The 23476-nt window shown below is 60.5% G+C and carries 20 protein-coding genes and 2 pseudogenes; 7 read left to right on the forward strand and 15 right to left on the reverse strand.

From position 1 onward, the window contains the following. The 5 genes and pseudogenes from BSK43_RS06070 to edd all read left to right on the forward strand — a co-directional run bounded on the left by BSK43_RS06070 (window position 1) and on the right by edd (window position 7065). Window positions 1-1437: a glutamine synthetase family protein gene (locus tag BSK43_RS06070; RefSeq protein WP_077471343.1), complete on the forward strand. Its 1437-nt coding sequence runs from the start codon at window positions 1-3 to the stop codon at window positions 1435-1437. Window positions 1438-1449: 12 nt separating this feature from the next. Then, window positions 1450-2747: pseudogene (locus BSK43_RS06075) on the forward strand (FAD-binding oxidoreductase). 130 nt (window positions 2748-2877) lie between these two features. After that, window positions 2878-4352: pseudogene (gene zwf, locus BSK43_RS06080) on the forward strand (glucose-6-phosphate dehydrogenase). Between the two features lie 15 nt (window positions 4353-4367). Then, window positions 4368-5066, forward strand: a complete 699-nt coding sequence (gene pgl / locus BSK43_RS06085; RefSeq protein WP_077471342.1) for a 6-phosphogluconolactonase — start codon at window positions 4368-4370, stop codon at window positions 5064-5066. Between the two features lie 178 nt (window positions 5067-5244). Further along, a complete protein-coding gene (edd, locus tag BSK43_RS06090) occupies window positions 5245-7065 on the forward strand; it encodes a phosphogluconate dehydratase (RefSeq protein ID WP_077471341.1) in 1821 nt (606 codons plus the stop codon). Window positions 7066-7123: 58 nt separating this feature from the next. Here the strand turns inward: edd and BSK43_RS35600 are convergent, their stop codons facing one another. Both BSK43_RS35600 and BSK43_RS06095 read right to left on the reverse strand, forming a co-directional pair. After that, window positions 7124-7384, reverse strand: coding sequence for a hypothetical protein (locus BSK43_RS35600; protein WP_246662506.1), 261 nt, complete (start codon window positions 7382-7384; stop codon window positions 7124-7126). Window positions 7385-7387: 3 nt separating this feature from the next. Further along, entirely contained in the window at window positions 7388-8029 is a 642-nt protein-coding gene (locus BSK43_RS06095) for a DUF3313 domain-containing protein (RefSeq protein ID WP_246662507.1), read from the reverse strand. 213 nt (window positions 8030-8242) lie between these two features. On the opposite strand from BSK43_RS06095, the gene BSK43_RS06100 reads away from it, so the two are divergent. Then, on the forward strand, window positions 8243-8851 hold the full coding sequence (locus BSK43_RS06100; protein WP_077471340.1) for a TetR/AcrR family transcriptional regulator: 609 nt from the start codon (window positions 8243-8245) through the stop codon (window positions 8849-8851). A gap of 19 nt (window positions 8852-8870) precedes the next feature. Here the strand turns inward: BSK43_RS06100 and BSK43_RS06105 are convergent, their stop codons facing one another. The 6 genes from BSK43_RS06105 to BSK43_RS06130 form a co-directional block, all read right to left on the reverse strand. Further along, window positions 8871-9224, reverse strand: coding sequence for a hypothetical protein (locus tag BSK43_RS06105; RefSeq protein ID WP_068397068.1), 354 nt, complete (start codon window positions 9222-9224; stop codon window positions 8871-8873). Between the two features lie 197 nt (window positions 9225-9421). After that, window positions 9422-10513, reverse strand: coding sequence for a sn-glycerol-3-phosphate ABC transporter ATP-binding protein UgpC (ugpC, locus tag BSK43_RS06110; protein WP_077471339.1), 1092 nt, complete (start codon window positions 10511-10513; stop codon window positions 9422-9424). A 23-nt stretch (window positions 10514-10536) separates the two neighbouring features. Continuing rightward, entirely contained in the window at window positions 10537-12189 is a 1653-nt protein-coding gene (locus tag BSK43_RS06115) for an alpha-glucosidase (protein WP_077471338.1), read from the reverse strand. Between the two features lie 35 nt (window positions 12190-12224). Then, window positions 12225-13388, reverse strand: coding sequence for a carbohydrate ABC transporter permease (locus BSK43_RS06120; protein ID WP_077471337.1), 1164 nt, complete (start codon window positions 13386-13388; stop codon window positions 12225-12227). 1 nt (window position 13389) lies between these two features. Next, window positions 13390-14406: a sugar ABC transporter permease gene (locus BSK43_RS06125; RefSeq protein WP_068397080.1), complete on the reverse strand. Its 1017-nt coding sequence runs from the start codon at window positions 14404-14406 to the stop codon at window positions 13390-13392. A gap of 124 nt (window positions 14407-14530) precedes the next feature. Beyond that, window positions 14531-15892, reverse strand: coding sequence for an ABC transporter substrate-binding protein (locus BSK43_RS06130; RefSeq protein WP_077471336.1), 1362 nt, complete (start codon window positions 15890-15892; stop codon window positions 14531-14533). A gap of 310 nt (window positions 15893-16202) precedes the next feature. On the opposite strand from BSK43_RS06130, the gene BSK43_RS06135 reads away from it, so the two are divergent. Continuing rightward, the gene (locus tag BSK43_RS06135) at window positions 16203-17228 is read left to right on the forward strand and encodes a substrate-binding domain-containing protein (RefSeq protein ID WP_077471445.1); all 1026 of its coding nucleotides are present in this window, start codon (window positions 16203-16205) and stop codon (window positions 17226-17228) included. Between the two features lie 109 nt (window positions 17229-17337). Here the strand turns inward: BSK43_RS06135 and folD are convergent, their stop codons facing one another. The 7 genes from folD to BSK43_RS06170 form a co-directional block, all read right to left on the reverse strand. Beyond that, the gene (folD, locus tag BSK43_RS06140) at window positions 17338-18237 is read right to left on the reverse strand and encodes a bifunctional methylenetetrahydrofolate dehydrogenase/methenyltetrahydrofolate cyclohydrolase FolD (RefSeq protein WP_136686775.1); all 900 of its coding nucleotides are present in this window, start codon (window positions 18235-18237) and stop codon (window positions 17338-17340) included. A 117-nt stretch (window positions 18238-18354) separates the two neighbouring features. Beyond that, window positions 18355-20283, reverse strand: coding sequence for a succinoglycan biosynthesis transport protein (locus BSK43_RS06145; protein WP_077468717.1), 1929 nt, complete (start codon window positions 20281-20283; stop codon window positions 18355-18357). A 100-nt stretch (window positions 20284-20383) separates the two neighbouring features. Continuing rightward, window positions 20384-21220: a WecB/TagA/CpsF family glycosyltransferase gene (locus BSK43_RS06150; RefSeq protein ID WP_077468716.1), complete on the reverse strand. Its 837-nt coding sequence runs from the start codon at window positions 21218-21220 to the stop codon at window positions 20384-20386. Between the two features lie 202 nt (window positions 21221-21422). Next, window positions 21423-21950 (reverse strand): hypothetical protein, encoded by a 528-nt coding sequence (locus BSK43_RS06155; protein ID WP_077468715.1) that lies wholly within the window; start codon window positions 21948-21950, stop codon window positions 21423-21425. Then, the gene (locus BSK43_RS06160; RefSeq protein WP_068397097.1) at window positions 21947-22315 is read right to left on the reverse strand and encodes a hypothetical protein; all 369 of its coding nucleotides are present in this window, start codon (window positions 22313-22315) and stop codon (window positions 21947-21949) included. The genes BSK43_RS06155 and BSK43_RS06160 overlap by 4 nt, the downstream gene beginning before the upstream one ends. Window positions 22316-22328: 13 nt before the next feature. Continuing rightward, complete coding sequence (locus BSK43_RS06165; protein WP_077468714.1) at window positions 22329-22922, reverse strand: rod-binding protein; 594 nt, start codon at window positions 22920-22922, stop codon at window positions 22329-22331. Between the two features lie 132 nt (window positions 22923-23054). Further along, the gene (locus tag BSK43_RS06170) at window positions 23055-23474 is read right to left on the reverse strand and encodes a hypothetical protein (protein WP_077468713.1); all 420 of its coding nucleotides are present in this window, start codon (window positions 23472-23474) and stop codon (window positions 23055-23057) included. Window positions 23475-23476 lie beyond the last annotated feature (2 nt).

The following is a 23476-nucleotide window of genomic DNA, read 5'->3' on the forward strand; positions in this document are numbered from 1 at the left end:
ATGCCTGCGAGAAAGACCCCGCTGAAAGCTTCAGTGCCTGCCTCGAAAATCCCGACGGTGCCTCCCAGCCTGCGATCGGCACGCGGCGTGGCAAACTGGAAGGAAGCAGCCCAATGGCTGCGGGCGCGCGGGATCGAAGACATCGAATGCATCACGCCAGACCTTGCCGGCGTTCCCCGCGGCAAGATGATGCCGACCTCGAAATTCACCTCAAATACGTCGCTGGCGCTGCCCTCGGCGATCTATCGCCACACGATTTCGGGCGAATATCCGGAGGAGACCGAGAGCTTCCGTTACGAGCCGCGCGACAGCGATCTGAAGCTGGTGCCGGACCTTTCGACGCTTTCCGTCGTGCCGTGGGAAACCGACCCGACGGCGCAGGTGATCTGCGATATCGTCAATTCCGAGGGACACGCCGTGTCCTATACGCCACGCAACCTTTTGAAGAAGATCATGGGGCTCTATCGCGATCGCGGCTGGAAGCCTGTGGTTGCGCCCGAGATCGAATTCTATCTAGTCGCCAAGAATGACGACCCAGACTACCCGCTGCATCCGCCGAAAGGCCGCTCCGGCCGCTCGATCCTCGGCGGTCAGGGCTATTCGATCGCCGGCATCAACGAGTTCGACGAACTGATCGACGATATCTACCACTTCTCCGAGAAGCAGGGTCTGGAGATCGATACGCTGATCCATGAAGAAGGCCCGGCGCAGCTCGAAATCAACCTGCGCCACGGCGATCCGATCGAGCTTGCCGACCAGGTGTTCATGTTCAAGCGCACCATTCGCGAGGCGGCGCTGAAGCACGGTATCTACGCGACCTTTATGGCCAAGCCGATGCAGAGCCAGGCGGGCTCGGCGATGCATATCCATCAATCCGTCGTGAATATCGAGACCGGCAAGAACGTCTTCACCAATCCGGACGGCAGCCCATCGCAGGAGTTCTTCTACTTCATCGGCGGCATGCAGCGTTACGTGCCGAATGCGCTTGCGATGCTGGCGCCCTATGTGAATTCCTACCGGCGGCTGGCGCCGAACATGTCGTGCCCGGTCAACAATGCCTGGGGCTACGACAATCGCACCACGGCATTCCGCGTCCCTGTTTCTGACCCGCAGGCCCGCCGCGTCGAGAACCGGCTGCCGAGTTCCGATGCCAACCCCTATCTGGCGCTTGCCGCATCGCTCGCCTCCGGCCTGCTGGGCATCATGAAGCAGGTGGACCCGACGGCACCGACCGAGGATTCGGCCAATGAGGGCTCGATCGATCTGCCGCGCGGTCTTCTGGAAGCCATTGCACTGCTGGAAGATGAACCGGCCTTCGAGGAGGTCCTCGGCAAGGAGTTCATCGACCTCTATGCCGGCGTCAAGCGCGGCGAGTTCGAAACCTTCATGCAGGTGATCAGCCCATGGGAGCGGGAATTCCTTCTGCTCAACGTGTGAAGGAGATCGCCCATGACATTGCAGGAAACATGGCAGAGCCCCATCGCGCCCGGACTTTCCTTCTATCAGGCAACCGTCGCCCGCGCCCGAGCTATCCTAAGCTGGATGGCTCGCGCCGTGCCGATGTCGCCATTATCGGCGGCGGCTATACCGGGCTGCAGGCCGCCTACAATCTCGCCAAGGGCGGTGTCGATGTCGTGCTGATCGACGGCAACCGCTTCGGCGACGGCGCCTCCGGCCGCAATGGCGGCCAGCTCGGCACTGGCCAACGCTCCTGGCCCGAGGAGATCGAAGAGAAGATCGGCTACGAGCGCTCGAAGGCGCTTTTCGACCTTGCCGAGGATGCGAAGCGTCATCTGCTCGATTTCGCAACCGAACACGGTATCGACATCGACTTTCTGCCCGGCCAGATGAATGTCACGCACAAGCGGAGTTACAAGCGGGCCTATATCGACAATGCCGAGATCGCCGCGGCGAGCTACGGCTATCCGCACGTCAAATTCATGGATCGGGCCGAGACCCAGGAGCGGCTGGGCTCCGAATTCTATCTCTATGGCGTCAGGGATATGGGCACAGGCCATATCCATCCAATGAAGTTGCTGATCGGTCTGGCGCGGGTCGCCGCCGGCGCCGGCGCCTCCCTCTATGAGATGACCAGGGCGAAAGCCTTCCGGCAATCGGAGGGCAAGACGATCATCGAGACGGACGGCGGGGAAATCACCGCCGATCGGGTGCTGATCGCCTGCAACGGCTATATCGACAATCTGGAACCGGTGACGGCAAGCCACGTCATGCCGATCCGATCCTTCATCGGCGCGACAGAACCGCTCGATCGCTTTCCGACCGTTCTTCCCGGCAACGAAGCAGTGGCCGATTCGCGGTTCGTGGTGCGCTACTTCCGTAAATCGAAGGACGGGCGGCTGCTGTTCGGCGGGCGCGAGGCCTATACCGCGGATAACCCGCGCGACATAACGCAGCACATCCGCCGGCAGATCGCCGAGATTTACCCGGCTCTGGCTGATATCAACATCGACTATGCCTGGGGTGGATCGGTCGGCATCACCATGCCGCGCCAGCCCTTCGTGCGCGAGGTCATGCCGGGTGTCACCTCGATCGGCGGCTATTCCGGCCATGGGGTCATGCTGTCAAACTATTGCGGTAAACTCTATGCGAAAACAGTTCTCGGGAATGCGGACGAGCTGCACCTGTTCAAGGAGCTGAACGTCCCGCCTTTCCCCGGCGGCGCGCGCATGCGGGCGCCTCTGCTGTTCCTGGCGCTCTCGTGGTTTGCGCTGCGCGACAGGTTTTGAAACTGGAAGACGATTTCTTCCACCGGCGATCCGCTCTAAAAGCCGAGTCTGAATTTTGCGATGCACACTGGCCTTTTTAAATCGATTAGATTAAAAGGGGCCTCAACCAAGACCGATTGAGAGATACCTCATGAGCAGCCAAATCATTCCCGTTGAACCATTTGATTATGTCGTTTTCGGCGGCAGCGGCGACCTTGCCGAGCGCAAGCTCCTGCCCGCTCTTTATCATCGCCAGATCGAAGGCCAATTCTCTGAGCCGACCCGCATTATCGGCGCATCGCGCAGCGCGCTTTCGAACGAGGAATACCGCAAATTCGCCGACGCCGCCCTCAAGGAACACCTGAAGAAGGGCGAATATGACGAGCCGGAAGTCAAGAAATTCCTCGCCCGCCTGTTCTACGTTCCGGTCGATGCGCGCAGCGATGCCGGCTGGGACCAGCTCAAGAAAATCCTCGATGAGGGCAAGGATCGCGTTCGCGCCTTCTATCTCGCCGTCGCTCCCGGCATCTTCGGCGACATCTCGCAGAAGATCCATGATCACAAGCTGATCACCAAGCAGACCCGCATCGTCGTCGAAAAGCCGATCGGCCGCGACCTCGCCTCGGCGCTGCAGCTCAACGACACGATCGGCAAGGTCTTCAAGGAAGAGCAGATCTTCCGCATCGACCATTATCTCGGCAAGGAGACGGTGCAGAACCTGATGGCGCTGCGCTTTGCCAACGCCCTTTACGAGCCGCTGTGGAACGCCAACCATATCGACCATGTGCAGATCACGGTCGCGGAATCGGTCGGTCTCGAAGGCCGCGCCGGCTACTACGACACCGCTGGCGCCCTGCGCGACATGGTGCAGAACCACATTCTGCAGCTGCTTTGCCTGACCGCGATGGAAATCCCCTCGTCGATGGATTCAGAAGCCGTGCGCGACGAGAAGCTCAAGGTGCTGCGCGCACTGAAGCCGATCAACGCTTCCAATGTCGAGCAGGCGACGGTTCGCGGCCAATACCGCGCCGGTGCATCCTCGGGCGGCCCGGTCAAGGGCTACCTCGATGAACTCGAAGGCGGCGTTTCCAACACGGAAACCTTCGTCGCCATCAAGGCCGAGATCGGCAACTGGCGCTGGGCCGGCGTTCCCTTCTACATCCGCACCGGCAAGCGTCTTGCCGGCCGCATGTCGGAGATCGTCATCACCTTCAAGCCGATCCCGCACAATATTTTCGATCAGGCAGCCGGCCGCACCGTCGCCAACCAGCTGATCATCCGCCTGCAGCCCGACGAAGGCGTCAAGCAGTCGCTGATGATCAAGACCCGGGTCCGGGCGGCATGCGCCTGCGCAACGTCTCGCTCGACATGAGCTTCGCATCGGCCTTCAACGTCCGCAATCCGGATGCCTATGAACGCCTGCTGATGGACGTCATCCGCTCCAACCAGACGCTCTTCATGCGCCGCGACGAAGTCGAGGCGGCGTGGGAGTGGGTCGATCCGATCCTCAAGGGTTGGGAAGAAGCAGGCCAGCAGGTGCAGGGTTATACAGCCGGCACCTGGGGTCCGAGCCAGGCCATCGCTCTCATCGAGCGCGACGGCCGCACTTGGCATGACGATATCTAATCCAGGACGATAACGATGACAGCAAATATGCATGCTTTCGCCAATGGCGCCGAACTCGCCGGCAAGCTCGCGGACAAGGTGGCCGAGACCCTCTCGGCTGCCATCGAAGCGCGCGGCTCCGCAAGCATAGCGGTCTCCGGCGGCTCGACGCCGAAGGCCTTTTTCCAGGCGCTGTCGTCGCGTTCGATCGACTGGGGCAAGGTGACGATCACCCTCGTCGACGAACGGTTCGTGCCGGCGGATAACCCGCGCTCGAACCACCTGCTCGTCCAGGAAAACCTGCTGAAGGACAAGGCCGCTACGGCCAAGTTTCTTCCGCTCTATCAGGCTGTGGCTTCCGTCGAGGAGGCCGCCGCCATCGCCACGGAAAAGACCAGGGCTGTCGGCCATCCCTTCGATGTCGCCATCCTCGGCATGGGCAATGACGGCCACACTGCCTCGTTCTTTCCCGGCGGCAACAATCTTCTGACCGCTCTCGATCCGAACACCCCGCGCGGCATCATCACGATGGAAGCGCAGGATGCGGGCGAGCCACGGCTGACGTTCACCTTCTCCAGCCTTCAGGATGCCCGATTGCTCGTGCTCCATATCGAGGGAGCGGGCAAGAAGGACGTTCTTGCCAAGGCGGAAGCGCCAGGCGAAGAAACCGAGATGCCGATCCGCGCCATGCTGCGCCGGGCGGCCTCCCCGGTCGAGATTTATTGGGCTCCCTGACACAGCCGACAGGCCTCGTCATCGAACCCTGAAAGACACAGCAACATGTGCTGCGCCATGCGCCCGCAAGGGCGTATCGGCAAAGCATTGACTTTTGACCCCGCGCCATGCCCTCAACCGAGACAGATCCGAGGCGATCTTCCGGGGCACAGCGCAAACAGACGGAGGCAGATCGACCATGGCCGCTGACGCCCGCATTTCCAAGATTACCGCACGCATCGTCGAGCGCTCGAAGCCGACACGCGAGCGCTACCTGGACCGCCTGCGCAACGCTGCAACGAAGGGCGCGCAGCGCTCCGTGCTCGGCTGCGCCAACCTCGCGCATGGCTTCGCAGTCTGTTCCCCCTCCGAGAAGGATGCACTGGCCGGCGACCGCGTGCCCAATCTCGGAATCATCACCTCCTACAACGACATGCTCTCGGCGCATCAGCCCTTCGAGACCTATCCCGCGATCATTCGCGAGGCAGCGGCGCAAGCCGGCGGCATCGCCCAGGTGGCAGGCGGCGTGCCCGCCATGTGCGACGGCGTCACGCAGGGACAGCCCGGCATGGAGCTTTCGCTCTTCTCGCGTGATCTGATTGCCATGTCGGCAGCCGTCGGCCTGTCTCACAACATGTTCGATGCGGCCGTTTTCCTCGGCGTCTGCGACAAGATCGTGCCGGGCCTCGTCATCGCCGCCCTCTCCTTCGGCCATTTGCCTGCCGTCTTCATTCCGGCGGGACCGATGACCTCCGGCCTGCCGAACGACGAGAAGTCGCGCGTGCGCCAGCTCTATGCCGAAGGCAAGGTCGGCCGCGCCGAACTGCTCGAGGCGGAATCGAAGTCCTATCACGGCCCCGGCACCTGCACCTTCTACGGCACCGCCAATTCGAACCAGATGTTGATGGAGATCATGGGCTTCCACATGCCGGGCGCCTCCTTCGTCAATCCGGGCACGCCGCTGCGCGAAGCATTGACGCGCGAGGCGACCAAGCGTGCGCTTGCGATCACCGCCATGGGCAATGAATTCACACCCGCCGGCGAGATGATCGACGAGCGCTCGATCGTCAATGGCGTCGTCGGCCTGCATGCGACGGGCGGCTCGACCAACCACACGATGCACATCGTCGCCATGGCGCGAGCAGCCGGCATCGTGCTCACCTGGCAGGATATTTCCGAGCTTTCCGACATCATCCCGCTGCTGGCCCGCGTCTATCCGAACGGGCTTGCCGACGTGAACCATTTCCATGCGGCTGGCGGCATGGGCTTCCTGATCAAGGAGCTCTTGAAGAAGGGACTGCTGCACGATGACGTGCGCACCGTCTACGGCCATGGCCTCGGCAATTACTCCATAGACGTCAAGCTCGGCGCCGACGGCAATGTCGCGCGCGAGCCGGCGCCGGAGAAGAGCCATGACCCGAAGGTGCTGGCGAGCATCGAGACACCTTTCCAGGGCAGCGGTGGCCTGAAGATGCTGCGCGGCAATATCGGCAAGGCGGTCATCAAGATTTCGGCGGTGAAGCTGGAACGCCATATCATCGAGGCACCGGCCGTGATCTTCCACGACCAGCTGGAGATGCAGCAGGCCTTCAAGGACGGCAAGCTCAACCGCGACTTCGTCGCCGTCGTTCGCTTTCAGGGCCCGAAGGCCAACGGCATGCCCGAACTGCATAAGCTGACGCCGGCGCTCGGCGTGCTGCAGGATCGCGGGTTCCGCGTGGCACTTCTGACCGACGGGCGCATGTCCGGTGCATCGGGCAAGGTGCCCGCAGCGATCCATGTCACGCCCGAAGCTGTTGACGGCGGTCCGATCGCCCGCATCCGCGAAGGCGACATGATCCGCATCGACGCGGTCGCCGGCACGCTGGAAGTGCTTGTTGACGCCGCCGACATGGCCGAGCGCGAACCGGTGACCGCGGACCTCTCCGAAAACGAATTCGGTATGGGCCGCGAACTCTTCGCTCCGTTCCGCCGCGCCGCCGGCCCGGCCGATCAGGGCGCGAGCGTGCTCTTTCACTGACACATATCTCACGCCTCAAAGCGTGAGATACTGACGGCAGGTCTGCAAAGACATCCGCTCAGGACGGGTTCGGAGCGGCGTTATCGGTCCAATTGGGTGGAAGACCCATTTGCCCGCCGATAAAGCCGGCTACACCCGGTGATTTTCCGAAGACCTTGCATGCCTCGTATTTCGGAGCGCGTCCGACGAGAGCCGCCAATTTCGCTTTGGAAAGCATGGAAGGCATCGTTCCGAACGGCGTCTTGCCATTGACCAACAGCTTGCTGAAATCGTCGCCGAATTTCGCGGCAAGGCTATAGGCATCCCCTTCCTTGGCCATCGTTCACGAATCGAGAAACGCGTTGGCGCCACGTCCCCAGATCATGACCGCCTTTTGCACGCCTTGGCGATCGAGCGCCTCGGCCTCAAGCGAAAGGCTACCCATGCCGATGGGAATGCGGGGAACCGGAACGGGGACATTCGGCAGCAGCACGCTCGTGCCGATTGACGCGACTTTCGAAACGCCGACCGCCGTAGCGTTTGTCGCCTTCACCTGGGTCACGACAGCGCGAACGGTCAGATCAGCCGGTTCCGACAGGCCGACAACGACGAAGCGTTCGCTCAAGCTGGAGCAAAGCGTCCTGTCGACCGCATTGGTGACGAGGTTTCGCTGAGCGGGTGTGAAAGCGGCGCTTTCGGCCTGCATCGAAAAGGCAGTCGGAATGATCTTCACGGTCTTTGCTGCCAGAACATCGTCCTTGCTCACCCTCAGAAGCGAGCGGGCGACCAGCCCATTCGACTTCGTCAGACCGTCATAGGATCGCAGGGATCCCGAGCGATCCAATGGCGCGGCAGCGCAGCCTGCCAACAGGCTCATCGAAAGAGCGATCGTCACTATGTTGAACCGACCCGATCTGACGCCGGCGGCGGCGAGTGAATCGGGTATCGCGGCAGTTTCATGATTCGTGATTACGTTGATTGACATTGACGTATCGCTCTCCCGCACCCTTTCAGGGGTCTCGTGCCAACATTAAATATTACACTTGGTGTAAAAATTAATGTTGGCTACTTTGCGGCGGTTGGCGAACAGGGATGCAGAATTATTTCGCCGGAAATAGCGGTGGCAAAAACGAGGCGTGCATGGCGAAGCAAGGCACCATGGTTTGTACGCCGCGATGATTTATGGCAGAATTGAGCCATGCAAGACCCCGCCTCAAAACCGGAAGGCCTGCGCGAACAAAAGCGGCGGCTGACATTTCAACGCATTGTGGATGCTGGACTGAAATCCTTTCTTTCGAAGGGCTATCAGGAAACGACCCTCGACGACATTGCGGCGGCAGCCGGGATTTCCCGCCGGACCTTCTTCTATTACTTCAAGAGCAAGGACGAGATTCTACTCGCGCATCAACGCGGACATATGGAAAGGATCAGGACCTGCATTCTGGAGAGCGACTCGACCGAACAACCGATCGATGTCGTCCACCAGGCGATACGGAAGCTCATAACACGTCTCCAGGGCCCGGAGCTTCTGGCGACCGCTCGCGTTATGCGGCAAAGCGAGGCACTGCGCGCCCGCAGACACAGCAATTACCTGCAACTCGAACAGGCAGTCTATGAGAGCCTGTGCGAGTTGTTTCCAGCCAAAGATCGGGACGGATTGCGGCTCATTTCGATGATATCGGTAAGTCCAACGCGCATGGCGGTCGACAAATGGATAGAGCAAGACGGCCATCGGCCGCTGATCGAATACGTCGAAGATGCGCTCACGAAATTCCGCGCAGAAATCCGATCCGCCGTCCGCTCGTAACTTTATTTCCGGATCCCGGTCATGCTCGGATATCGAGCACGCGGTTCTTATGCGCCGGATGGGTGCTGTAGACGAAGATCTTGTTCATTTCCTTCTCCGTCAGGAGACGCAGGAAACGGACTTCAACCGTATTGTTGGGGAAGACCTTCATCAGCACGCAGCCAACCTTGCTGATGCGCGCATCGGGGATATCCAGATAGAATTGTTTCGGCAGATTATACTGGGTGAGGATCGCCAAAACGGCGCTGCTCTGCGAGATGCGGATGATATCGCAGCGGCGGGATGCGAGGTTCATCACACCTTTTTCGGTGTATTCCAGCCGCGCCGCGTTCATGGTGTCTTCCATGCGGAACCGCACTTCGCGGTCATACATGAAGGATTCTTCTTTATTAAGGAAATGCTGACCTGAATTAGCTCTGCCGAAAGCAGCCATCTGAGTAAATCCCTGGAGTATATTTCAAGGACGAGACTATCAGCGGGTCTTTAACAGAAGGTTTGAGTGCGCCGGCCCAAATTAAATTTTGTCGTTGGTCTTTGCTTGGGCCGGCGTCGTCTCGTAAATGCGGTCAACTATTGCTTGCGATAGCTATGACCATCAGCATCGAAGAGATGCAGTTTCTGCCGGTCGGCGGCAAAACGCATCTTGTGGCCGCGCTGGATATCGGTGATGCCCGGGATCTTGACGATGATCGGCTCGCCATCCACCAGACCTTCGATATAGAGCTGCGTCACCTCGCCGAGCGCTTCGACGATGGAGACCTCGCCTTCGAAAAGATAGTTTTCGTCGGTCGCAATGCGCAGGTCCTCCGGGCGAACGCCGAAGCTCGCCGACTTGCCCTTCTGAGAGGTATCGGTGGGTATGTCGAGCGTCACAGACTTGCCGCCCGTGAGTGTCACGGTCGTCGTCGCCCCGGTTTCGGTCACGGTCGCCGGAATGATGTTCATCGCCGGCGAGCCGATGAACTTGGCGACGAAGAGGTTGGCCGGGCGTTCGTAGAGTTCGAGCGGCGCGCCCACCTGCTCCACGCGGCCGGCCGACAGCACGACGATGCGATCGGCAAGCGTCATGGCCTCCACCTGGTCGTGGGTGACGTAGATCATCGTCGTCTCGGGCATGGAATCGCTGAGCTTGGCGATCTCGATGCGGGTCGCAACGCGCAGCGCGGCGTCGAGGTTGGAGAGCGGCTCGTCGAAGAGGAAGACCTTCGGGTTGCGGCAGATGGCGCGGCCGATCGCGACGCGCTGACGCTGACCACCCGAGAGAGCTTTCGGCAAGCGTTCGAGATATTGGGTGAGCTGCAGGCTGGCAGCTGCCGCGCGAACGCGACGGTCGATCTCCTGCTTGCTTTCGCCGGCGATCCGCATGCCAAAGGCCATGTTGTCATAGACCGTCATGTGCGGATAGAGCGCGTAGGATTGGAAGACCATGGCGATGCCGCGCCTGGAAGGCGGAACCTCGTTCACCTTCTGCCCGGCAATGAGCATGTCGCCCGCCGTGATGCTCTCAAGCCCGGCGATCATGCGCAGCAAGGTGGACTTGCCGCAACCGGAAGGACCGACGAAGACGATGAATTCGCCCTCGTTGATCTCCAGATCGATGCCGTGCAGAACATGCACGTTGCCATAGGATTTTCTTATATCCTTCAGAACAAGTCCCGTCATGTGTTCTTCCTCCTCCCAAGGGCTCAGGCAAGACGCGCGAAGTAAGCGCCCCATGCCGGAATATCGATCTTGTTGCCGTAGTTGTTGCTGGTAAAGCCATGCCCGGTCAACGCTTGCCAGTTCCCCTCGGGCAGCGCTGCCATCGCCTCGACAGGACTCATATTGAAGGCGCAGAGAATGGTCTCGTTGCCGCAGGTGCGGGTAAAGATGAGTATGTCGCCCTGCGGATCCACAAAGGCGATCTCGCCCTTGGCGAAGGCCGGATATTGCTTGCGGAAGGCGAGGAAGCGACGATACTGCTCCAGCACCGAGTTCTCGTCGCCCTGCTGCACGCTGACGGCGCGCAGGATATGTTCGACAGGCACGGGCAGCCAGGGCTTGACCGTGGAAAAACCGCCCTGTGCGACCTGCCTGTCCCAGACCATCGGCGTGCGGCAGCCGTCGCGGCCCTTGAATTCCGGCCAGAACTGGATGCCGTAGGGGTCCTGCAGATCCTGATAGGCAAGGTCGGCTTCAGTGAGCGCCAGCTCTTCACCCTGATAAAGGCAGACGGAGCCGCGCAGCGTCAGCAGCAGCGCTGCGTAGAGCTTGGCGAAGGCATCGCGGTCGGCAACCAGGCTGCCCCAGCGGCTGACATGGCGCACGACGTCATGGTTTGAGAATGCCCAGCAGGCCCAACCTTCGGGAGCGGCGGCATCGAAATCTTTCATGACCTCTTCGACACGCTCCGGCGACAGGGCGTCGGGTGCCAGAAACTCGAAGGCATAGCACATATGCATCTTGTCGCCGCCGGAGGTGTATTCGCCGACGATTTCGAGACCGCGCTGGCTGTCACCCACTTCGCCGACAGCGGCAATCGCCGGATATTCGTCGAGGACGGCGCGGAAACGCTTGAGGAACTTCAGGTTCTCCGGACGGTTCTTGTCGTAGAGATGCTCCTGGAAATTATAGGGATTGACCGCCGGCGCCGTCGAGGCGTTGCGGCGGGAAGGTTCCAGCGCCGGGTTGTCGCGCAGTTCCTTGTCATGGAAGTAGAAATTGATGGTGTCGAGCCGGAAGCCATCGACGCCGCGGTCGAGCCAGAAACGCACGACATCCAGCAGCCTGTCCTGCACTTCCGGATTATGCAGGTTCATGTCCGGCTGCGAGGTCAGGAAGTTGTGCATGTAATATTGCATGCGGGTCGGATCCCACGCCCAGGCCGAGCCGCCGAAGATCGACAGCCAGTTGTTGGGCGGGGTGCCGTCCGGCTTGGCATCGGCCCAGACGTACCAGTCGGCCTTGGGATTGTCTCTGCTCGAGCGGCTTTCGACAAACCAGGGATGACGATCCGAGCTGTGCGACAGCACCAGATCGATCATCACCTTGATGCCGAGGCGGTGGGCTTCCGCGACCATCGCATCGAAATCGGCGAGCGAGCCGAAGATCGGGTCGACATCTTCATAGTTGGAGACGTCATAGCCGAAATCACGCATCGGCGAGGTGAAGAAAGGCGAGACCCAGATCGCGTCGACACCGAGGGCCGCGACATGCGGCAGGCGCACGGCGATCCCCTTGAGGTCGCCGATGCCATCGCCATTCGAGTCCTGGTAGGAGCGCGGATAGATCTGATAGATCACCGCGCCGCGCCACCAGTCCTTGTCAACGGCCGAAATCGATTGAGGGGCAATGCTCATGCTAGTAGGTCCTGTTGGATTGGGATGGTCTTGGATCAGCCCCCCTTCACCGACCCGGCGAGCAGACCGCGGACAAGGTAGCGCTGCAGACCGAAGAAGACGAGGAGCGGAATAAGGATGGTAACGAAAGCCGAGGCCGTCAGGATTTCCCAGTTGCCGCCGCGCGAACCGAGCAGCGCGTTCAGGGCCGCCGTCAGGACCAGATGATCCTTGTCGGTACCGAGAAACACCATGGCGATCAGCAGGTCGTTCCACACCCAGAGGAACTGGAAGATCGCGAAGGAGGCGAGCGCCGGGAAGGACAGCGGCAGGATGATCTTGACGAAGATATCGAAATCGCTGGCGCCATCGACGCGGGCGGATTCGATGATCTCCTTCGGCAGGCCGGCAATGTAGTTGCGCAGCAGATAGATGGCGAGCGGCAGGCCAAAGGCCGTATGCGCCAGCCAGATGCCTGGATAGGTCTTCGACGGCACACCGAAAATCTGACCGATCTCGTTATAGATGCGCAGAAGCGGGATCAGCGACATCTGCAGCGGCACGACGATCAGGCCGACCACGAGCGCGATCAGCAAGGCGCGACCCGGAAACTCCATCCAGGCAAGCGCATAGGCGGCAAAAGCGGCGATCAGGATCGGGATGACGGTCGCCGGGATCGTCACCGTCAGCGAGTTGATGAAGGACTGGCCGATGCCCTCGCCGCGCAGAACGGAACGGTAGTTGTCGAGGGTGAATTGCGGTGGCGTGGCGATGGTCAGGTAAATGCGCTTGCTGCGGGCGTCGGCTTCGAAAGGACCGGTTTTCTGATAGCGATAGCTGCCATCAGCATTGACCGTGAGTGTTTCACCATTGCCGAGATCGGCGGCTGAGCCGACCTTGTAGGCAGCCGGCTCCTGCACGCGCAGGCCGAAGGACTGGATCTTGCCGTTGCCGCTGTTGCCTTCGCCGGCAACCGTACCCGAGATAACGTAATTGGCGCCGTCCTGTTTTGCCTTGTCCGGGCCATCGAGACGGACGGCCGCAGTCTGCGACGAGCCGGAGAAAGCCGTCCACCAGCCGGAGACGACGATCTGGTCCTTGTCGCGGATAGCGGTGACGAAGATGCCGAGCGTCGGCAGCAGCCAGAGGAGAACGATGAGCAGCACCGCGGCATGAACGAAGATGCGGGCGGGGCCGATGCGACCGAGAGTTCCAATCATGTCAGCGCCCCTTCGTTTCTGCGTTTGCACGACGAATGTTCCAGATCATGATCGGCGTCACAGCCGCCATGATGACGAGCGCGATAACGGCGCTTCGGCCGCTGTCGCCGCCGCCGCGGAACATCCAGTTGAACATCAGGTTGGCGAGCACCATCGTGTTCCATTGACCGTTGGTCATGGTGAGCACGATGTCGAAGACCTTGAGGACGAGAATGGTGATGGTGGTCCAGACGGTGGCGATCGTGCCCCAGACCTGCGGAACCATGATCTTCCAGAAGATCTGCCAGCCATTGGCACCGTCGATGACTGCGGCTTCGATGGTTTCCTCGGGTATGCCACGCAGTGCAGCCGAGAGAATGACCATGGCAAAGCCGGTCTGAATCCAGATCAGCATGACCATGAGGAAGAAATTGTTCCAGAACGGAATGGTGATCCAGACTTCCGGCGTGCCACCGAAAAGCTGGACGACGGCGTTCAGAAGGCCGATCTGCGCATCGGTGCCGCCGCGATATTCGTAGATGAATTTCCAGATGACCGAAGCGCCGACAAAGGAGATCGCCATCGGCATGAAGATGACGGCCTTGGCGATATTGCCCCACCAGATGCGGTCGGTCATGACGGCAATGACGAGACCGAAGAAGGTGCAGGCGGCCGGCACGACGGCGAGCCAGAGGATGTTGTTGAAGATCGACTGGCGGAATTCGGTGTCGTAGAAGGCCCAAACATAATTGGCGCCGCCGACGAACTGGCTGCCGTCAGGCCCGTAGAAGGACAGGATGAGGGTCGCGATCACCGGATAGACGAGGTAGACGACCAAAAGGAAAATCGCCGGGCCCAGGAAGAGCCAGGGGCGGATCAGGCCACGGCGGCGCAGGTTGACAGCGGCCGCATGGACCTCGGTCCCTTCCTTTGCCGGGAAAATTACGTCCAGAAGCTTGTTGGAACACCAGAAATAGGCGGCACAAAAGGCAACGCCGAATATCATGGCTCCAATCGCCGACACGATCTGCGAAAACATCCTTCCCTCCCCGAATTGACCTTCTTGAGACCACCCGTCCGACATCGGCCGCGCACGAAATGCGCGCCGCGACATGGTGCATGGCGTCGCCGGAACCTGCCGGCGACGCTTGGCTCGTTAAGTCTTACTTGATGGCGTCCCAGGACTTCTGGATGCCGTCGGCAACATCCTGCGCGGACTTGCCGCCGACGAAGTCCACCATGCCGGTCCAGAACGAACCGGCGCCGATCTTGCCCGGCATCAGGTCGGATCCGTCGAAGCGGAACGTGGTCGCCGAAGTCAGAAGTGCACCTTCCTTGCGCAGCGTATCGTTGGCATAGGCGGCCGTGTTGACACCCTTGTAAGGCGTCAGGAAGCCGGACTGCGCCATCCAGACTTCCTGGGCGATCGGCGTCTGCAGGAACTGGATGAAGGCGCGAGCGGCCTTCGAGTCCTTGGTGATGGTCGCAAGCGTACCAGCACCTTCGACCGGCTTGCCGAGTTCAGGATGTGCGGCATAGGGCGGGAAGTAGAAGAAGTCCGCATCCTGGCCGAGCTTGGTGCCGTCCGGGAAGAAGGACGGGATGAAGGATGCCTGCTTGTGCAGGTAGCACTTCGGCGGCACCGAGAAGAGACCCTTCGGGCTGTCGCGGAAGTCCGTGGAAGCAACCGCTGCGACGCCACCGGCGACGAATTTCGGGTTCTTGGCAAACTTGCCGAATTCCTCGATGGCGGCAACGACCTTCGGATCGTTGAACTTCAGCGTGTTGTCGACCCAGTGATCATAATCCTGCGGCGTGTTGAGGCGCAGCATCAGGTCTTCGACCCAGTCGGTTGCCGGCCAGCCGGTGGCGCCACCGGAACCGAGACCGATGCACCAGGGCGTACCACCGTCCTTGACGATCTGGTCGGAGAGCTTGAGCAGGTCCTCCATGGTGGTGGGAACCTTGTAGCCGGCCTCCTCGAAATTCTCCGGCACATACCAGACCAGCGACTTCAGGTCGGCCTTATAGGGGAAAGCATAGAAGGCATCCTTGCCGTCCTTGCCCTTGTAGGTGCCGTAACCGACCCAGCTGTCGCCGGCGCCGTAATTGGTCTTGACCCAGGAAGCCAGGTCATCGCCGAGCGGCGTCAGATAGCCCTTGCTGGCGAGATTGGCGAGAAGACCCGGCTGCGGCAGGATGGCGACATTCGGCGGCGAACCGGCCTGCGTGTCGATAACGATCTGCTGCTCGTAGTTTTCCGAGGACGAATATTTGGCGTTTACGCCCGTCGCTTCGGTGAAATAGTTGAGGACGCTGGTAAAGAGCGCTTCGTCTTCGCCGCGCCAGGGGCCGAAGATGGTGAGCGTCTCACCCTTCAGGTCCGCATGAGCGGCCTTGAAGTCGTCATAGCTCTTCCAATTGAACTTGGCGTCCTGGCCGGGCTGGAACTTCAGATCGGCAGCAATCGCCGTGCCTGCCATCAAAGCGGCGGCGGCAACGGTCATCAAAAACAACTTCTTCATGTGGTTGTCCTCCCAAACATAAAACCCACGAGCCGAAACACGATATCGTGCTGCACGCTCCATTCCTCAAAGCGCTTTGGCTACCTTCTCTCATCCATTGAGGACAGGAGAAAGTCAAGCGATTTTCAGATTTCGGCCCGTATACACGAAAACTCTCGCATTGCAGCATAAAATAACCGCCAATATTTTCGCTAATCGTCTTGTCTCACGCGCTCCGCCTGCTACATATTTGAAAGCGCTTTGGAAGCCGTGGACGTTTCGGGAGGTTGCGTTGGCATCTTAGCGGCAGGAGTTGGAGGAGCCGAAATTCGTGAATCTGAAACAGCTATCGCAAATGCTGGGGCTGTCGCAGACGACAGTCAGCCGGGCATTGAACGGATATCCGGAGGTCAATCGCGAGACGCGCGAGCGCGTCCTCAAAGCGGTTCGGGAAACCGGCTATCGGCCCAATAAGGCGGCGCAGAGGCTCGCGACCGGCAAGGCGGGCTCGATCGGACTTGTCATGCCGACCTCACCCGGCAATTCGTCCGACGTGCATTTCAGCGAATTCCTGACCGGGCTCGGCGAGGAGGCCTTGCGGCATGATTTCCATTTCGTGCTGACGCCCGCAGATCCGAACGACGAGGTCGGCGCCTTGAGACGGCTGGCGGCGAGCGGCAATGTCGATGCCCTGTTCGTCAACTATTTGCGCGGCCACGATCCGCGTCTGGAGATGCTGAAAACGCTCTCCATCCCCTTCCTCGTGCATGGGCGCTCCATCGGCTCGGAGCCGGACTACCCCTATCTCGACATCGACAACGAGGCCGCCTTCTACGATGCCACGAAGCTGCTGCTGCAGCTTGGGCACAAGCGCTTCGCGCTGCTGAACGGCCTGGTCTATCTCGATTTCGCCATCCGCCGGAAGAACGGTGTCGAGGCGGCACTTGCCGAACGGGGCCTGACGCTCGATGAGGCCTGTGTCAGCCACACGGCCATGACGGACGAACAAGGCCTTCTCGTCATGGAGCGCCTCCTGCAGATGGAGCAGCGTCCAACCGCTATCCTCTGTTCCAGTACCGTGCTGGCGCTCGGCGCCGTGCGTGCCATCAACCAGGCAAAGCTCAAGCTGGGCGAAGACATCTCGCTGATCGCCCATGACGACGTGCTGACCTTGCTGAAACCGGAAAATTTCACCGTGCCGCTGACGACGACGCGCTCATCGTTGCGCGCCGCCGGCAACCGCATTGCCGAACGGCTGATCGGCGAGATCAAGCATAGCGACGAGTTTCCATCGCAGGAGCTCTGGAAGACGGAGCTGATCGTTCGCGCCTCAACCGGCGTCGCGCCGGATGATTGAGGCCGGCTTAGCACGGTCAAGCGCCTCACGGAAACGCCTAACCGCTCTAAGTCATTGTTTTTACGCAATTCCAGGCGGAAAACCGCTGCGCACTTTTCCTGGAATTGCTCTAGAACTTCGGCGGCTGTTTTCCCGCGGTGCGATGAGCTGCAATGACGGTATTGGCCATCAGCATGGCAATCGTCATCGGCCCGACACCGCCCGGAACCGGCGTGATGGCAGCGGCGACATCGGACGCTTCCGCATAGGCGACATCGCCCACCAGACGGCTCTTGCCCTCGCCCCGCTCGGGTGCCGCAATCCGGTTGATGCCGACATCGATGACCGTTGCGCCCGGCTTGATCCAGTCAGCCTTGACCATCTCCGGGCGGCCGACGGCGGCAACCAGAATATCGGCACCGCGTGAGACCGAGGCCAGATCCTTCGTCCTCGAATGCGCCGTCGTCACAGTCGCATTGGCATTGAGCAGCAATTGCGCCATCGGCTTGCCGAACAGGTTGGAACGGCCGATGACGACGGCATTCAGCCCCGACAGGTCGTCGCCGTGAATACGCCGCACCAGAAGCATGGCGCCGGCCGGCGTGCAGGAGATCAGCCCTGTTTCAAGATCGCCGGTTGCCAGCTTGCCGGCATTCACGACATGCAGACCATCGACGTCCTTGTCCGGCCGGATCGACTGGATGATCGGATCGGCATCCAGATGCTTCGGCAGCGGCAGCTGCACCAGAATGCCGTGGATGGACGGATCTTCGTTCAGCGATGCCACGAGGCTTGCGAGCGCTTCCTGCGTCGTCTCGGCGGGCAGCGTGTGCTGGACCGACTTGAAGCCGCATTCCTTGGCCATCTTGCTCTTGGAGTTCACATAGGCGTGGCTGGCCGGATCGTCGCCGACGATGACGACCGCAAGTCCGGTCTTCACACCGGTCTCCGTCTCAAGCCCTGCCGCCGCCACCTTCACAGCCTCGATCACCGAAGCCGCTGCAACCTTGCCGTCGATCACTGTCGTCACGCTGGTCTCTCCGATATGAACTCGGCGCCAATCTACAAATCATCGACGCGCTGGAATTGCCTGCCAACGCCCTATGGTGTCTGAAAGCGGTAATTGCAAGGAGAAACGGCGGCCGGATCAATCGATGCCGGCATGCCTGTGCGCGGCATATGTCTGGACTTTGGCACGCAGCAGCGCCAGCTCTTCCTGGATGCCGGCCCATTGATCGAGATTGACCGGTCGGGTTTCGAGATCCGGATCAGCGACCGCGGTCGGCTCATGAGAGGGATCGGGGAGCACCGTAGATGCCGGCTCGATACCATCAGGGAAAACGGGATCATGTATGCCGGTTTCCTCGACCTCATGGTCCTCTGCTGAGGTGACGTCATCCCGCGATTTTCGCAGGAAGATCACGCAGAGCGACAGGCCGAGACCGGCCAGGAAACCGATCGCCTGATTGCCGGCGAGATTGTCGTCAAGCGGCGCGCCGGCGGCGACGGCCTGCGAAATCACCGTCATCGGCGGCTTGGCTTCCGGCGGAGCGAAAGCGGCGCTTTGCTGGTCGGCCTCATAGCGAGTTTGCGCGACGGCGACGGCCTCCTGCAATTGCGTGAGATGGGCGATGTCGACATCGACGCCCTTCTGACTGAGCGCGGTCATGCGCGCGGAAAGCGCGTCCTGCTGCTCAAGAGCGGCTTTCAACGCCGCATCGCTGCTGACGACAAGCCGCTGCAGCTGGCTACGGATACCAGCGGCAAGATCATTCACTGTCGCCTGCTGTGCGAGGAGGCGCGGGTGGCGCGGGCCGAGCTGGATCGCAAGCTGGGCGAGCTGCGCCTTGGCGGCGCTGTAGCGGCTGCGAATATCATCGAGGCCAGCTGCGGCCAGATCCGGTGGCAACGCACCGCTCATCAGGGAAGCGGGTGTCGCGGCTTTCGCCGCCGAGACATTGGCTCTGGCGTTACGCACGGCCAGTTCCGCCACCTTGATGTCATTATCCAGCTGCTGACGCTGCTGTTGAAGTGCCACTGCCGCCACTATCTTGTCTTCGCCATACTGAGCCTTGAAATTGGCAAGTGCGGCCGAGGCGCGATCAAGCTCCTTGCGGCTGCGATCGACCGCTGTGCCGCCTGCGCTAGATGCTCCGGCGGCCTGCACGACGGCCGCATCATAGATGGCGGCGACGGCCAGACGATTGGCAATTTCAGCGGATAGAAGCGGGTCACCTGACGTGACGGACAGCCGCAGGAGGCCGGTCGCATCGTCAATACCGACGGCTACGCCCTTGCGCAGGGCTGCCTGCGCCCGCGATGGCGCGTCCGAGGCATTGCCGCTGCCGGATAGAAGCTCTATGGCAACACCAAGGGCACCGGCGCGGCTCCCGCTGAATTCAGGGTTTCGATCCAGCTTCAACCTTGCGACGACATCCGAGAGTGCGGCCGGGGCGACCACACGCTTTGCCGCGACATCCAGCACCGCCTGACGCGCCCTGCCCTCACCTTCGGCATGAAGAAAAGCTTGCGACATGTAAAGTGGCGGCGAGGCAAGCATTGTCGGGATGGCGGCTCCCACCAGTGCCGTCGCAATGACAAAGCCGAGGGAGCGAAGACTCAAAGACCAATTACGGGATCGGGATGACGGCTTGGGCAAGGCCGGTTCGGCGGTGTGCTCGAAAGGCTCGGCTCCACCATCGAGCAGATCGGGCACAAACTCCAGCAGATCGGAGAGGGGCTCCAAGGGTTGCTTGCCTGCCGGCTCACGCTCGGCGTAGCGGCGGCTGAGGATGCTGCCGATATGGTCAGCCAGCGGCTGGGCCGGCGGCGCTTCTTCCTGCGCCGGCGCCCTTCCACCCGACACTGGATAGGGATCGCCGGCCAGCCTCCTGCGCAGTAGCGCCCGCAACTGTGCATCGCGCGGATCGTCGGAATTGGCAGCGCGCAGATCGGCGCGGCTGCGAAAGCCATCGTCCTCGAGATAACGGGAATTAGGTCGGCCTGGCCCGTGCGAAGCCTGGAGGGCTTCTGCATCGTCAGGGTAGAATCCGGTCCTGGCTTTGCTTTCGTGCATGGCGGGTCATCTCGGACGCATGGTCGCAAGACCAGTGCAAATGGTTAACCCACTCTAAACTTTCATGCCAAAGAAAGAGTTAACGCCAAGCCTGCAATTATCAACTTGCTAATTTATCCGGCGGCATGAGACGAGGCCGCGTGTGCTGCGTCTCCACCCGACCGATCCGCTGCTTGCGGCCGAACTGATGCCTGATGACCTGGTAGAGGAAAAGCGGCACGCCCAACATGTAACGCCGCCACAACCTGCCCGGCTCCAAGACCAAGCGGAACAGCCACTCGCTGCGCATTGCACGCACCAATGCCGGAGCGCGTGGTACAGTGCCCGAGATAAAATCGAACAGGGCACCCACCGTCAGGACCAACCGTGCATGCTGGGGTCCGACATGTTCGGCGACCCACTTTTCCTGCAGTGGCGTGCCCATGCCGACGATCAGCACATCTATCTTCTGCCGGCTTATCTCAGCGGTGATCGCATTGCTTCGAGCCGGATTGAAGAAGCCGTCGGAGACGACGACGAATTCATGCCACGGCGCATGCTGCCGGAGTTTTTCCGCCGCTTTCTCGACAACGGAACGGCGGCCGCCCAGAAGACCGATGCGTTTGGGGCGCTCCATGAAGGTGAGCAGCGCCGGAACGAAATCCGTGCCATTCAAGTTGGCGGGAAAGGCTTCTCCATGAGCGACGCGAGAAGCGATATCGAGACCGACCCCATCTGGCAGGACGAGATTTCGCTCGAGAACCTCACGATAGTTCTCGTCGCGCAGCATCACGAGCATGTTGTGGGCATTGACGAAGGAAATGGATGTCTGTCCGACGGGCAAGGATGCAAGCTCGTTGACGAAGGTCAACGCATCCTCCCAATCGAGATCGCAGACCGGCAGATCGAAGATCATACGGCGTGACGCTACGACAGCAAAATCAGCAACCTGGTTCAATCCAACAACCTCCTGCCGGCTTCGCCAAGATGACTGAGGCCGACGTTCTAGGCTTTGCCTATTCATCGCTCGTGCTGCGGCAATGATAAAAGCATCGCTAGGAGGTGTTTATAGCAAAGCAATCCCAACCTTCCGTTAGGATAAATGGCCGCAATTGCGTGAGTTCATCAAGGATTTGTTAAACAAGCTGCCGGCGGAAAATCTACTCCGCGGGAACCTTGTCCGCCGCCGCATCCTGCACGATCTTGACCGGCTTGACCGTCTTCTTTCCAACGGTTTCTCCGCCGTGCGTCTCTTCCTTGGAGAGATAGTCGAGCTGCTGGATCAGCACGTCGGCAACATAGTCGCCGCCGAGCCGTTCGTTCATCCGCTTTTTCAGATCGCTGCGAAAAGCGGCAACGTCGAAACTTTGCGTATGGGCGATATCGATCGCCTTGTTGCCGATGAGCAGCGAAAAGAGCTCGTCGGTCGTCAGCTCGGGCAATGGGATCTGAAGCGCATTGGCTTTGCCCTTCTCCATCATGAACGAGATGCGCGTCAGGAAATAGCCGGTCACCTGGCCGTTGGCGATCACGGGAACATTGATCGATTCGCCCTTGACCAGTTCCTGCTGCGCCTTCTTGGCGTCATCAGGACTGACCGCGGGCGCCGTCGCCGTCTGCACCGAAAAATAGACCGAAGCCAATGTTACGGCGCAGACCCACAGGCCGGTGAGGACGAGCTTGATCATCCGGCCTCACGGACGCGGAATTGCTCCTGCGAATAGGTGCCGTCCGCATCGGCATTCTGCACGGCATTCTTCAGAATGTCCGCGACGGCGCGAACCGCCTCGAGATGCGCTTCGACGCGACGGGCATTGAGCACCAGTTTCTTCTTCAGCCCATGAAGCTGCTCGATATGGGCAACGGCGAGATCCGCGGGATCGGTATCGCGAAACAGCATCGACAATTCGTAGAGGCAGCGGCTCTTGTGCGCGTTCGAGACCTTCAGATCGAATTCGGGGTCGCTGCCGATCCGATTGTTCTCGTTGTCGATAATCATCTCCAGACGGCCAAGGACAGACTTGATCCGATAGTCCTGTGACATCACTTCCATGGTGCTACCTCGCTTATGCTTTCTGGGACGTCAGCGTATTCTGATTGGTAATGCTCGTGTCGCCGTCGCTGGCGTCAGTTGCGGCAAGCGTCTTGCGCTGAAAATCCGTGACGGCGCTCAACGCCATCTTCTTGTCGTTCTCATTGGTCGCCGAGTTGATGGCGCCGGTATTGCGCATCTTGGTGACCTGTTCCTGATACATCTTCTCGGCGATGCCGACGCCGCCATTCTTGGCGATCGTGTTGCCGAGCTGCTCGGCCATCATGCCTTTCCAGATCTCGCCTGCCGAACCCTTGCCGTACAGCGTTTCACTGCTGGGCAGCATGTTCTTCACGAAGTTCTGCATCATCATAGCTTCGAACTTGCGATAGACCTGCGGCACCTTCGTCGTACCGGTATGGGTGTTCGCATTGGCAAGGCCGGCCTGGGTCGCGGCGCTGTTCAGCGCGCTGAAGGCGGCCCCGAAGCCGCTGCCGTTTTCGGCAAGGCTGGTGGCGGCGAAAGCAGCCTTGTTGGCGGCAAGCTTGGCCTGAGCAACCTCGACATCAGCCGGGTTGGCGGCCTTGACCACATCAAGAACCAAATCACTCGGAGGCGAAATAGCCACGTCACGTCTCCTTCTGCTATCGCATTCCCCCGAACATACGCGATGCAACGCTCGCGCCGGGGCATGTCGAATCAAACGGTCGGAGCGGGCAGGCAACCCAACGACGCACCTGCTGCTCCATGATCGTGACGATTATGATTTTTGAACCTTGCTGGAGGCTGGCGTTGCACCGGCAAAGCGCTGATCGATGATATCGTAGACCGCATTATCGTCCGCTTCGCGCATTTCGAGCTCACGGGCGTCCTTCATGTGCTCTTCCAACCGCTCGGCTTTGGTGCGTTCCTGCTGGACCTTCATCTGAATCATCGTCTGGATGCCTTCCAGCTGCTGATCCCTGACCATCAGCCGGCCGTAGCGTTCGGCGTAATGAATAGAGAACGCCATGTGCACGGGATCGACCGAGCCGATCGCATCCATGACCCTTTCCATCGATGCCGTAACATCGGAGCGCTGACGGGTCGTCTCGGCAAGTTCGTTCTCGGCGATGCGCTCCAAATGTCGCTGCATCGCGACCAAGCGCTTCAATTTCTCGGAACGGCTTCTTTCCACCATCG

Source organism: Rhizobium sp. P44RR-XXIV, from assembly GCF_001999485.2.
Lineage (GTDB): Bacteria > Pseudomonadota > Alphaproteobacteria > Rhizobiales > Rhizobiaceae > Rhizobium.

Bases quoted from the DNA above. Each gene is read 5' to 3' on its own strand.
- pgl (WP_077471342.1), top strand. From the start codon at position 4,368: ATGACAGCAAATATGCATGCTTTCGCCAATGGCGCCGAACTCGCCGGC.
- BSK43_RS06070 (WP_077471343.1), top strand. From the start codon at position 1: ATGCCTGCGAGAAAGACCCCGCTGAAAGCTTCAGTGCCTGCCTCGAAA.
- ugpC (WP_077471339.1), bottom strand. From the start codon at position 10,513: ATGACGGGACTTGTTCTGAAGGATATAAGAAAATCCTATGGCAACGTG.
- BSK43_RS06095 (WP_246662507.1), bottom strand. From the start codon at position 8,029: ATGTCAATCAACGTAATCACGAATCATGAAACTGCCGCGATACCCGAT.
- edd (WP_077471341.1), top strand. From the start codon at position 5,245: ATGGCCGCTGACGCCCGCATTTCCAAGATTACCGCACGCATCGTCGAG.
- BSK43_RS06125 (WP_068397080.1), bottom strand. From the start codon at position 14,406: ATGTTTTCGCAGATCGTGTCGGCGATTGGAGCCATGATATTCGGCGTT.
- BSK43_RS06155 (WP_077468715.1), bottom strand. From the start codon at position 21,950: ATGATCAAGCTCGTCCTCACCGGCCTGTGGGTCTGCGCCGTAACATTG.
- BSK43_RS06130 (WP_077471336.1), bottom strand. From the start codon at position 15,892: ATGAAGAAGTTGTTTTTGATGACCGTTGCCGCCGCCGCTTTGATGGCA.
- BSK43_RS06100 (WP_077471340.1), top strand. From the start codon at position 8,243: ATGCAAGACCCCGCCTCAAAACCGGAAGGCCTGCGCGAACAAAAGCGG.
- BSK43_RS06115 (WP_077471338.1), bottom strand. From the start codon at position 12,189: ATGAGCATTGCCCCTCAATCGATTTCGGCCGTTGACAAGGACTGGTGG.
- BSK43_RS06145 (WP_077468717.1), bottom strand. From the start codon at position 20,283: ATGCACGAAAGCAAAGCCAGGACCGGATTCTACCCTGACGATGCAGAA.
- BSK43_RS06105 (WP_068397068.1), bottom strand. From the start codon at position 9,224: ATGTATGACCGCGAAGTGCGGTTCCGCATGGAAGACACCATGAACGCG.
- BSK43_RS35600 (WP_246662506.1), bottom strand. From the start codon at position 7,384: ATGGCCAAGGAAGGGGATGCCTATAGCCTTGCCGCGAAATTCGGCGAC.
- BSK43_RS06120 (WP_077471337.1), bottom strand. From the start codon at position 13,388: ATGATTGGAACTCTCGGTCGCATCGGCCCCGCCCGCATCTTCGTTCAT.
- BSK43_RS06170 (WP_077468713.1), bottom strand. From the start codon at position 23,474: ATGGTGGAAAGAAGCCGTTCCGAGAAATTGAAGCGCTTGGTCGCGATG.
- BSK43_RS06160 (WP_068397097.1), bottom strand. From the start codon at position 22,315: ATGGAAGTGATGTCACAGGACTATCGGATCAAGTCTGTCCTTGGCCGT.